Annotated in this window: 4 protein-coding genes and 1 pseudogene; all 5 read left to right on the top strand. The window is 71.3% G+C overall.

Going from position 1 to position 11948, the window contains the following annotated elements; genetic code table 11:
- Nucleotides 1-103: 103 nt before the first annotated feature.
- Entirely contained in the window at nt 104-3385 is a 3282-nt protein-coding gene (locus tag ABZX75_RS23195) for an amino acid adenylation domain-containing protein (RefSeq protein WP_355413475.1), read from the top strand.
- Nucleotides 3375-8699 (top strand): amino acid adenylation domain-containing protein, encoded by a 5325-nt coding sequence (locus tag ABZX75_RS23200; protein WP_355413477.1) that lies wholly within the window; start codon nt 3375-3377, stop codon nt 8697-8699. Before ABZX75_RS23195 ends, ABZX75_RS23200 begins: the two co-directional genes overlap by 11 nt.
- The gene (sbnA, locus tag ABZX75_RS23205) at nt 8696-9673 is read left to right on the top strand and encodes a 2,3-diaminopropionate biosynthesis protein SbnA (RefSeq protein ID WP_355413479.1); all 978 of its coding nucleotides are present in this window, start codon (nt 8696-8698) and stop codon (nt 9671-9673) included. Before ABZX75_RS23200 ends, sbnA begins: the two co-directional genes overlap by 4 nt.
- Before the next feature lie 78 nt (nt 9674-9751).
- Nucleotides 9752-10753 carry a 2,3-diaminopropionate biosynthesis protein SbnB gene (gene sbnB / locus ABZX75_RS23210; protein ID WP_355413481.1) on the top strand — a complete coding sequence of 334 codons (1002 nt, stop codon included), beginning with the start codon at nt 9752-9754 and terminating at the stop codon, nt 10751-10753.
- Nucleotides 10754-10895: 142 nt separating this feature from the next.
- A pseudogene (locus ABZX75_RS23215) lies at nt 10896-11723 on the top strand (FAD-dependent oxidoreductase); the annotation flags it as partial.
- Between the last annotated feature and the right edge of the window lie 225 nt (nt 11724-11948).

Raw genomic sequence — 11948 nt, forward strand, 5'->3', positions numbered from 1 at the left:
GCCCGGAATTCTCCATCCATACATTCGGGCCTTCACCATTCCTTTGCCCGGCGGGCGCCAGATGAAGTGCGCTGCCCGCTGGTTGAGCACGGGGGAACTTCTCATGACGTCGCAGTCAACCGCCGGGCACACCAGTGTCCCGGCGGAATGGAACAACACGGCCCGGCACGGGGTCGTCGCAACGCTCCCGGAGCTGTTCGAGGCGCAGGTGCTGCGGACACCGGACAACACGGCGGTCGTCCACGACACGACCGCCCTTACCTATCGGGAGCTCAACGAGGGCGCCAACCGGCTGGCGCGGATCCTGCTGTCCGAAGGCGCCGGGCCCGAGCGCCTGGTCGCCCTGGCGCTGCCGCGCTCGGCCAGGATGGTCATCGCGATTCTCGCCGTCGTGAAGGCGGGCGCCGCCTGGGTCCCCGTCGACCCGGAGTATCCGGCGTCCCGGATCAACGAGGTCCTGGACTCGGCGCGGCCGCTGCTCGTGCTGACGGCGGGAGACCTCGCGGCGGTGCTTCCCGGCGTTGTGCCGCCCGAGGGCACGGGCACCCTCGATCTGGATGCCGCCCTCGTCGCCGAGCGGCTCGCGTGTGAAGAGGCGCACGACGTGGGTGACGGCGAGTGCACCGGGCCGCTGCTCCCGGACCATCCCGCGTACGTGATCTTCACATCCGGGTCGACCGGCCGGCCCAAGGGCGTGGTGATGACCCACCGCGGGCTCGGCAGCCTGGCCGCCGACCACATCGAGCGCTTCGGGATCACGGCCGGTGACGGAGTGCTCCAGTTCGCCTCCTTCAACTTCGACTGCTCCGTCGGCGACCTGGTCATGGCACTGGCCTCCGGGTCGGCGCTCATTATCCGCCCCCAGCACTGCCTGTCCGGGCACCAGGTGGGCGAGCTGATCCGGCGGACATCGGCCAGCCACGTGACGATCCCGCCGCAGGTGCTCGCCGCGCTGCCGCCAGCCGAGCATCCCACCCTGAAGTCCATCGCGACGGCCGGCGACGTCCTCACGGCCGAACTGGTGTCCCAATGGGCCCCGGGCCGCCGGATGTTCAACGCGTACGGCCCGACCGAGACGACCGTGGACTCGGTGGCGGTCGAGGTCACGGCCGACAGCACGGTGGCGCCACCGATCGGTGCCCCGATCCTGAACACCCGCGCGTACGTCCTGGACGAGGACCTGCGTGAGGTGCCGGTCGGCACCGAGGGCGAGCTGTTCATCGCGGGATCGGGACTGGCGCGCGGCTACCTGGGGCGGCCCGGACTGACTGCGGAGCGGTTCGTGCCCTGTCCCCATGGGGAGCCGGGGGAGCGGATGTACCGGACCGGTGATCTCGCGCGATGGCGAGCGGACGGGAACCTTGAGTTCCTGGGACGGATCGACGACCAGGTCAAGATCCGCGGCTTCCGTGTGGAACCGGGCGCGGTCGAGGCGGCGCTGAGCGGCCACCCGGCCGTCGCGTCGAGCGTGGTGACCGCACGGGAGGACACTCCGGGCAACAAGCGGCTCGTCGCGTACGTCGTCCCGCGCCCCGGGGCCTTACCCGACCCCGCCGCACTGCGCCGCCATGTGGCCGCGGACCTGCCCGACTACTACGTACCGGCTGCAGTCGTCCTCCTGGACTCCCTGCCGCTCAACGTGAACGGCAAGCTGGACCGCAAGGCACTCCCGGCGCCCGACCTGTCGGCGCCGGCGACTGGAATTGCTCCCCGCACTCCGGCCGAGGAACTGCTGTGCGGCCTGTTCGCGGACGTACTGGGGCTCGACCGGGTCGGTATCGACGACGGGTTCTTCGACCTCGGCGGCGACAGCGTCATGGCGATCCGGCTGGCGGCAAGCACCTACCGGGCCGGCTGGGTGCTGGAACCCGCGGCCGTCTTCGCCCATCAGCGGGTCGAAGCGCTGGCCCCCTTGCTGGAACCAGTCGTGGACACGGCGTCCGCCGTCGAGGAACCCGGTGCGAACCTCGGCCTTGTTCCGCTCACGCCGCCTGTGGTCCAGCTCGGAGCGGACGCGCGGGCGTGGCAGTACACGGTGGTGTCCATGCCGGCGGGCACCGCTCCCGGGCGGCTAGCTCAGGCGCTCCAGGCGGTATTCGACCACCATGACGCCCTGCGGCTGGATTGGCTGCCGGACGGTGGCCTCCAGATACCGCCGCCGGGCGCCGTCGACGCCGCCGCATGCGTGCGCGACGTCGACGTCACGGGCCTGAGCGCGGCCGAGGCGGAGGCCGCGCTCCTGCGGGCGGCGGCCGAAGCGGCCGACGACGAGGTTGGCCGGTGGGTGTTCGCCATCCAAGGTCACGCCGGCAGTGCCCCGGGCCTGCTGCTGTTGCTGGTCCGCCGGCTCGTGGCGGACGCGGCGTCCTGGCGGATCCTGCTCGGGGACCTGGGTACGGCCCTGGCGGCGCTGGCCGCCGGCGAGCCGGTTTCACTCCCTCCGGTCCCCACCTCGTACCGCCGTTGGGCCCTGCACCGGGAGGCCGCCGCCACCAGCCCCGCCGTGGAGGCGGAGGAACGAGGCTGGGCGCAGACCCTGGCCGTCCCCGATCCGCCGCTCCCGGCCTCGACGGCAGACGAGGCGGGCAAGGCCGGCGAGCTGGCTGTGACCGTGGCTGCCGAGCTTGCCGGGCCGCTGCTCTCCGCAGTGCCCGAGGCTTTCAAGGCCGAACCTCGGGACATCCTGCTGACCGGCCTCGCGTTGGCGATCGGCCAGTGGCGCGCACGGCATGACGCGGCGGCGGGCAGCGCCGTGCTGCTGGACCTCGAAGACGACGGACGCCAACCGTTCGCCCCCGGAGCAGACCTTTCCCGCACCCTCGGCGTCTTCGCGGGCTCCTTCCCCCTCGTGGTCGACGCGGGACTCCCCGCCTGGGAGGACGTCGGCACGGGCGGGACGGCCGTCGGGGAAGCCATCAAGCAGGTCAAGGAGCAGGTACGTTCCGTCCCCGGCCAGGGCGCCGAATTCGGGTTGCCGCGCCACCTCCAGCCCCGGACAGCGCCGGCCCTGTCCGGGCAGCCCATGCCGCAGATCGGTTTCGCCCACCGCGGCCGGACCGCTGACGGCCTGTGGGAGAACGCGGCGGCCCGCGTGGTCCCGTACGGAACCGGCGCTCCCTTGGCGCACACCCTGGAGATCACCACGGTCGCCACGGGCCCCCTCGAAGAGCCGCGGATCACGGCCACCTGGACGTGGGCGCCCGGCCGGCTCGACGAAGCGGCCGTCCAGGAGCTGGCCGACCTGTGGTGCGCAGCGCTCAGAGGCCTTGTGGCGCATACCGAGAAGCCCGGCTCGGGCGGCCCCACGCCGTCCGATCTGACGCTGCTGTCCCTGAGCCAGGACGAAATCGACGATCTTGCGAGTGAGTGGGCCAATGACTACTGACAACACCGCGGTGACCGACATTCTGCCGCTTTCGCCGCTCCAGGAGGGAATGCTCTTCCACTCCCTGTACGACAAGCAGTCCGTCGACGTCTACATGCCGCAGATGGTGATCGAGCTGGAGGGCGACGTCGACGCCGCGGCCTTGCGGTCGGCGATCGCCGCGCTCTTCGGCCGCCACGCCAACCTGCGTGCCTGCTTCCGTACACGGACCCGTAAGGGCGCTCCGGTGCAGCTGATCCCGGCGCGGGTGGACGTCCTGCTGCGGGAGTTCGACTTCCATGAGCTGCCCGGCGCGGAGCGCGACGCGGAGATCGCCCGGCTGATGGGCGAGGATCAGGTGGACCGGTTCGACCTGGCCCGTCCGCCGCTGCTGCGGTTCATGCTGATCCGGCGCGCCGAGCGCAGCTGGCGCCTGGTGATGACCCATCACCACATCCTGCTCGACGGCTGGTCGATACCCCTGCTGATCAGCGAGCTGATGACGCTGTACCGGCAGGGTGGGGACAGCTCGGGGCTGCCGCCGGTGACCCCGTACAAGAACTACCTGGCGTGGCTCGCCGGTCACGACCGGGACGCGGCGCGCGGCGCCTGGCGCCAGGCCCTCGCCGGGCTCGACGAGGCCACGCTCGTGGTGCCGCCGCGCGCCGGGAGGCTGCCGAGCCTGCCCGCCACGGTCGAGGCCGGGCTCGGCAGTGAGTTGACCGGGCGGCTGACCCGGCGGATCCGAACACACGGGCTCACCCTGAACACCGTGGTCCAGGGTGCCTGGGCGATGGCCCTGGCCCGGCTCACCGGACGCGAGGACGTCGTGTTCGGTGTGACCGTGTCCGGCCGTCCGGCTGAGCTCCAGGGCGTCGAGCGGATGATCGGGCTGCTGATCAACACCCTGCCGGCCCGACTGCGGGTGCGATCGCAGGCACCCCTGGCCGAACTGCTGGGCGCGCTCCAGAGCGACCAGGGCCGGCTGCTCCCGCACCAGAACCTGGGCCTGACCGAGATCCAGCAGGAGGCCGGTGTCGGCACGCTGTTCGACACGCTCATGGTCTTCCAGAACTACCCCACCGAACCGGAGACGGACCCGGACGGCGAACCGGACGCGCGTCGGGTTCGGGTCGTCGACGCCTTCAGCGTCGATGCCACCCACTATCCGCTGGGTCTGACAGTCTTCCCCGGCACCTCCCTCACGCTGCGGCTCGACCACCAGGAAGACGTCGTCGACCGGGACACCGCCGAGCGGCTGCTCGGCTGGCTGGTGCGCCTCATCGAGGCGGTCGCCGACGATCCGGAGCAGCCGCTGTCCGCGGTCGATGTGCTGGGCGCGGAGGAGCGCGAGCGCGTACTGGAGCGGTTCAACGGCACCGACCACCAGGTGCCGCGCACCACGCTGGCCGAGCTGTACGAGGCCCAGGCCGAGCGGACCCCCGAGGCTGTCGCCGCCGTCGCCTCGGGTGCGGAGCTGACGTTCGCGGAGCTCAACAGCCGCGCCAACCGGCTCGCCCGCCTCCTCGCCGAGCGCGGGGCCGGTCCCGAGCGCATGGTGGGTATCGCCCTGCCCCGGTCGCCGGAGCTGCTGGTCGCCGTCCTGGCGGTGCTGAAATCGGGTGCGGCGTACGTGCCGGTCGATCCCGACTACCCGGCCGCGCGGATCGCGCACCTCGTGACCGACGCGGACCCGGTCCTGGTCGTCACCACCGGCGCGCTGGCCGCCGTACTGCCCGACGGCGCACCCGTACTCGCCCTGGACGACAGGGCGACGGCCGCGTCGCTCGCCGCGCTGTCGGACGAGAACCTGCGCGACGGGGAACGGACCGCCCCGCTGGACCCGGAGAACCTGGCGTACGTCATCTACACCTCCGGGTCGACCGGCGTCCCCAAGGGGGTGGGCGTCCAGCACCAGAGCGCGGTGAACCTCTTCCACGACCACCAGGCCGAGCTCTACCGGCCGCAGACGGCCCGGGCGCGCCGTGAGAAGTTCCGGGTGGCGCTCGCCGCGTCGATCTCCTTCGATGCCTCGGTGGCCGGTCTGCTGTGGATGCTGGACGGGCACGAACTCCATCTGGTGGATGACGAGAGCCGGTACGACCCGGTCCCGTTCCTGGACTACGCGGCGAGCGCCCGGATCGACGTCGTGGACGTGACGCCGTCGTTCGCGGAGCAGCTCGTCGAGGCGGGGCTGCTGACCGGCGCCCCCCGGCCCGCGGTGCTGGTGGTCGGCGGCGAGGCCATGCGCGAATCGCTCCGGGCCGAGCTGGCCGGGGCGGAGGGCCTGGCCGCCTACAACTTCTACGGTCCGACCGAATACACCGTCGACGCCGCCTTCCACCCCCTGGCGGACGACCCGGACGGGGAGGCGCGGCAGACCATCGGACGCCCGGTGTGGAACACCCGTGCCTATGTCCTGGACCGCTCCTTCGCCCCGACGCCCGCCGGCGTCGTGGGTGAACTGTTCCTCGCGGGCGAGGGCCTCGCGCGCGGCTACCTGGGGCGTCCGGGGCTGACCGCGGAGCGGTTCCTGCCCTGCCCGTTCGGCGGCCCCGGCGAGCGGATGTACCGCACCGGCGACCTAGTCCGGCGGCTGGACGACGGGAACCTGGAGTACATCGGCCGCGCCGACGACCAGGTCAAGATCCGCGGGTTCCGGGTCGAGCTCGGCGAGATCGAGTCCGTCGTGCAGCGGCACCCGGCCGTGGCCCGCAGCGCCGTGGTCACACGTGAGGACCGGTTGGGCGGACTCCAGGTGGTGGCGTACGTGGTGCCGGCCGAGGACGGCCCGGATGGCGCCGACGTCACGGACGTCGCCAGCCGTAGTGCCGAACTCGAATCGGTGGAAGGTTCCATGACGAACCGCCAGCTCATCGAATGGCTTGAGGTCCACGAGGCGATCGACATCGAGGAATCCCGCGACATTCCCTTCGGTGAAGACTTCGGCGGCTGGGACTCCAGCTACACCGGCGATCCCATCCCCCTGGAGGAGATGCGCCAGTGGCGCGGCGAGGTGGTCCGCCGGATCCTGGAGTCCGAACCGTCGCGCGTGCTGGAGATCGGCGTCGGCTCGGGCCTCCTCCTGGCCAAGGTGGTCGACTCCGTCGAGGAGTACTCGGGCATCGACCTCTCCCCGACGGCGATCTCGCTGCTGGAAGCCCACATTCGCCGCGAGGGTCTCACCGGCAAGGTGAAACTGCGCAGCCAGCCCGCGCACGTCACGGACGGGCTGCCCGCCGGGCACTACGACACCGTGGTGATCAACTCGGTGGTGCAGTACTTCCCCAACGGCGCCTACCTGCGGCAGGTCATCAGGCAGGCACTGGACCTGTTGGTGCCTGGCGGCCGGATCTTCATCGGCGACGTACGCCGCGCGCGGACCCTACGCGCCTTCCACACGGCGATCCAGGCGGGCCGCGCCGAGAACGGCCCGCGGGACACGGGCGCCTTGGCGGCCGCGGTCGAGCGCGCCACCCTCCTGGAGCGTGAACTGGTCATCGACCCGGACTTCTTCACCACTTTGGCCGCCGAGAGCGGCGGGAAGATCGGCGCGGTCGACATCCGGCTCAAGCAGGGCGCGCCGCACAACGAGCTGACCCGGCACCGCTACGAGGTGGTGCTGCACAAGGCCCCGGTGACCGCGGACTCCTTCGCGGCGCTGCCGGAGCTGGCCTGGGGCGTTGCCGAGGGCCTGACGGACCTCACCGCCCTCGGCGCCCGGCTCGGGGAACAGGAGGGCCCGGTCCGGATCACCGGGATCCCCAACGCCCGGCTCGTCGGGGAGGTCGCGGCGGCCGATGCCTTGGCCAAGGGGGCGCCGCTCGACGAAGTGCGGGCTCGGCTGGCGTATCTGCCGGAACACGCGCTGGACCCCGAGCAGGTGCACGCCTGGGGCCGCGGAGTCGGGCGTACCGTACACACCACCTGGTCGCGGGGCGAGGCCGACACCTTCGATGCCGTCGTCCTGCCCGCGGGCGCGGGCCTGGGTTCGGCCGCCTCGGTGCTGCCGCCAGCCGACGTGTACGTGCCGCCGACCGAGGCCCAGCCCTGGCAGTCGGCGGTCAACGACCCGACGGGGGCTCGCCGTACGGGTGAGCTCGCGGTGTCGCTGCGCCGCCATGTCGCGCGGTCGCTGCCGGACCACATGGTACCGAGCGCCGTCGTCGTGATGGACAGTCTGCCGCTGACCCCCAACGGCAAGCTGGACCGCAAAGCCCTGCCCGCCCCCGAGCTGGCGGGAGAGCTCGGGGGCAGGGAGCCTCGCACCGAGCGGGAGGCGACGCTGTGCGGCCTGTTCGCCGAGGTCCTCGGCATCGAGCGGGTCCGGATCGACGACAGCTTCTTCGACCTCGGCGGCAACTCCCTGCTGGCGATCCGGCTGACGTCGCGGATCCGCGCCGTGCTGGAGGTGGAGCTGCCGGTCCGCGGGCTCTTCGAGGCGCCGACCGTCGCGGCGCTCGGCCCCCGGCTGGGGGTCGAGGACCGGGAGGCCGGCCTTGGCGTACTGCTGCCGCTGCGGACCACGGGCAGCCGGCCGCCGCTCTTCTGCGTCCATCCGGCGGGCGGCCTGGCCTGGCCGTACGCCCGGCTGGTCCAGATGATCGACGCGGACCGGCCGGTCTACGGAATCCAGGCCCGCGGTATCACCCGCCCCGACCTCGCTCCGCGCAGCACCGCCGAGATGGCCGCGGACTACGTCGAGCAGCTCCGCTCGGTGCAGCCGGAAGGCCCCTACCACCTGCTCGGCTGGTCCTGGGGAGGCCGTATCGCCCACGAGGTCGCGGTCCGGCTGAGGGATCACGGCCAAGAAGTCGCCTTGCTGGCGGTCATGGACGCGCACCCGGCCGCCTCCGAGGGGGCGCAGGCGGGGGAGGAGGAGTTCGTCTCCTACATCCTCTACGAGCTGGGTCTGGACCAGAGCGTCCTGGGGCAGGACCAGCCGCCGACCTTCGACCGGCTGCGGGATGTGCTCGCCGACAGCGGCTCGCCGCTGGCCGCGGTGGTGGCCGACAGCGGTTCGGCCCTCTCCAGCCTGGACGAGGCCACGCTCCGGGCGCTGTTCGAGGTGTACCGCAACACGGCCGGCATCGGATCGGAACCGCCCGAGGCCCCCTTCGACGGCGATCTGCTGCTCTTCACCGCGAGCTTGGAGCCCGGGGCGGCGGGGCTCGTGGACCGGTGGCGTCCGTACGTGGGGAAGCGGATCGAGAACCACGAGATCGAGTGCGCGCACTTGGACATGGCGGACCCGGAGCCGCTGTCCAAGATCGCGGCGGTGATCGAGAAGCACCTCGCCGCCGTGGCTCTGAACAACGGAGGCCGCAGGTCATGATCTATGAGCATGCTGCCGACATCATCCTGGACGACGTGTTCCTGCACCTGCCCGGCTTCGTCGACCACGCCCGGGTGTTCCTCAAGCTGGAGGGGCTGAACCCGGCCGGTTCGGTCAAGCTGAAGACGGCCCTGGTGCTGATCGAGGAGGCGGAGAAGAGCGGTGCGCTCGGGCCGGGGTCCCGTGTCATCGAGTCCTCGTCCGGGAACCTCGGCATCGCCCTCTCCGTCGTGTGCGCGGCCAGGGGCTACCCGCTGGCCGTGGTGACCGACCCCAACGCGACCCGTCAGTCGATCCGTGTGATGGAGAGCCTGGGCACGGAGGTGGTCGAGGTCACCCAGCGGGACGCCAACGGCGGCTACTTGCAGACCCGGATCGACTACATCCACCAGCGGCTCTCGGACCAGACAGGCCTCCTCTGGCTCAACCAGTACGCCAACCCCGCCAACGTGAGCGCCCACCGCGACTGGACCGCGCGGGCCATCCACGAGGGTCTCGGACACGTCGACGCCCTGTTCGTCGGGGCGGGCACGACCGGCACCCTGATGGGGTGTGTCGAGTACTTCGCGCACCATAGCCCGCACACCCGGATCATCGCGGTGGACTCCGTCGGCTCGGTCACCTTCGGCCGGGCGGCGCCCCGGTTCATCCCGGGGCTGGGAACCAGCCGGTTGCCGGAGATCTACCGCGACACCGGCACGTTCGAGAAGGTGCTGATCGAAGAAGTCGACACCATCACGATGTGTCGGCTCGTCGCCGCCCGGTACGGGCTGCTGGCCGGCGGCTCCACGGGGACGGTGCTGGCCGCCGTAAGGCAACTCGGCCCGACGCTGCCGGCCGGTGCGCGGATCGCGGCGATCTCCCCGGACATGGGCGACAAGTACGTGGACACGGTCTACTCAGACCCCTGGGTCGCCGACCGGTACACCGAGTACGCCGCGCTGGCTTCTCTGGACACCTTGTCCACGAGGTGATCGCGTCGGTCCGCCTTCCCCCGCTTCCCCTGCCCCCGTCGTCACTCACTCCCGACATGAATCAGGAACACAGAACCAATGGCGAACTTCAGCGTCGTTCCCGGGGCCGTGGTGTCCGCGATCCTCGGCGACTCGCACAAGGACGTACTACGCATCGTTGCCGAGACCTATGTGGCCCATGAGCAGGGCCAGTCGGTGAACCCCGACAGCTACTTCCTGCGGTTCCCCGAGAAGCCCAACGCCCGTGTCATCGCGCTGCCCTCCTACCTGGGCGGCAACGTCGACACCATTGGCATCAAGTGGATCGCCAGCTTCCCGGACAACATCCGCCAAGGGCTGCCCCGTGCTTCGGCGACCCTCCTGCTCAACGACTACGCGACGGGCTATCCGCTGGCCTGCCTGGAGGCGGCCAGTATCAGCGCTTCCCGTACGGCCGCCTCCGCGGCCGTCGCAGCGGCCGAACTGCTCCCGTCGGACGAGCCGGTACGCGTCTCCTTCATCGGCGCCGGCGTGATCGCCCGCACCATCCTGGACTACCTGGACGCCCACGGTGTGCGGGTCGCGGACGTCCTCGTCCACGATCTGGACGCCACCAGCGCGGGGCACCTCACCGCGCACGCCGACGCACGCCTTGGCGTGCCGACTACCACCGGAAGCCTCCCCGAGGCCCTCACCCGCGACCTCGTCGTCTTCGCAACGACGGCCGCCACACCGTATGTGAGCGGCGACACGTCACTGCGCCCCGGCCAAGTCGTGCTCAACGTCTCGCTGCGCGACCTGGAACCCGAGCTGCTCCTGAAGACGAACAACGTGGTGGATGACGTCGACCACTGCCTCAAGGCACAGACCTCGCCCCACCTGGCCGAACAGCTCACGGGGAACCGGGACTTCATCAACGGCACGCTGGGCGCCCTGCTCCAGGGCCAGGTATCCCTGGACCCGGCCAAGGCAACCGTCTTCTCACCTTTTGGCCTCGGCATCCTCGACCTGGCGGTGGGCCACCACATCCTGGCCGAGGCACGCCGCCGCGGTACCGCTGTCGACATCCCCGACTTCATCGGTGAGACGACCCGCTGGTAGCAAGGCCCTGTCGTCGGCGGGGCACGGCAGCGGACATCCGCTGCCGTGCCCCGCCCCCGCACCGCGACGGACGACGCCGGTTCTCGACCGGAGATCGCCAAGCGGTAAGTTCATTCCGCAACACGACGCGAAGGAGAGCTCAGTGGCGCGGGTTGCGGTGATCGGTGGGGGTATCAGCGGGCTGGGGACGGCGCTCATGCTCGGTCGGCGGGGCCACACGGTCACGTTGTTCGAGCAGGACGCGCGGCAGGCCGGAGAGGACCTGAACCGGGACTTCTTCCACTGGGCCAGGCCTCGAATCCCGCAGGCCGTCCAGCCCCACTCGCTCCTCGCGCCCGTGCGCACCGTGCTGCGCACCGAAACCCCTGATGCCCGGGAGTACCACGAGTTCGACTGGTTCGGTGAGCATCCGCCACACCGGGCCGGCGACGAGGACTTGGTGACCCTGCGCACCCGTCGCATCGTGCTGGAGGCCGCCTTGGCCGTGGCCGTGCGGCGCGAACCCACCGTCGAGGTGCGGCGAGGCCGCCGGGTGCGCGCCCTCACTTTCGGTGAGGACCGCCCTGCCCGGGTCACCGGGGTGCAGGTGGGCGCGGCAACGCACCAGGCGGACCTCGTCGTCGATGCGGCCGGTCGTCGATCGCCGGTTCCCTCATGGCTGATCGCGGCCGGCTGCCGCCCGCCCGTGGTCGACAGCCACCGTACCGGGATCGCCTATCTGTGCCGCTGGTACCGCCTGCGTGCCGGTGGCCCGCGTGACCCGGGGCGGATGAAGACCGGCTCGTCAGCGCCCTTCGCGCTCGCCGGCGTCTTCCCCTCGGACAACGACACCTTCGCGGTACACCTGGTGCTCTCCACGGGTGATCCGACCCGCAGCGCGCTCACCGACCCAGCTGTGTTCGAGGCCGCCGCCCGCCGCTTCCCCGCCACCGCCGCCTGGCTCGACCTGGCCCCCGAACCACAGTCACCGCCTGGCTGGCTGCCCACCCGGACTACTCGCCGAAACACGACGGCCCGAACCGAGATCAGTGGGATGCGGTCATCCCGGGCTGAGTGGCGCTCAGTTGGTGGCCTCACTGCCCCGCGGGGTGTGGCCCGCTCTTAGAGCTCGTAACACGATCTTGATGGGGCGCTCTGGTCAGCCGTGACCGGTGTGACGATTCGGCCGTTCGTGATGGTGTGAGTACTCGGCCGT

It is taken from the genome of Streptomyces sp. NPDC003038 (genome assembly GCF_040611115.1).
Classification (GTDB): Bacteria; Actinomycetota; Actinomycetes; order Streptomycetales; family Streptomycetaceae; genus Streptomyces.

What these genes read in the sequence shown, in the direction of transcription:
- ABZX75_RS23195 (WP_355413475.1), top strand. Translation starts at nt 104, where the DNA reads ATGACGTCGCAGTCAACCGCCGGGCACACCAGTGTCCCGGCGGAATGG.
- ABZX75_RS23200 (WP_355413477.1), top strand. Translation starts at nt 3,375, where the DNA reads ATGACTACTGACAACACCGCGGTGACCGACATTCTGCCGCTTTCGCCG.
- sbnA (WP_355413479.1), top strand. Translation starts at nt 8,696, where the DNA reads ATGATCTATGAGCATGCTGCCGACATCATCCTGGACGACGTGTTCCTG.
- sbnB (WP_355413481.1), top strand. Translation starts at nt 9,752, where the DNA reads ATGGCGAACTTCAGCGTCGTTCCCGGGGCCGTGGTGTCCGCGATCCTC.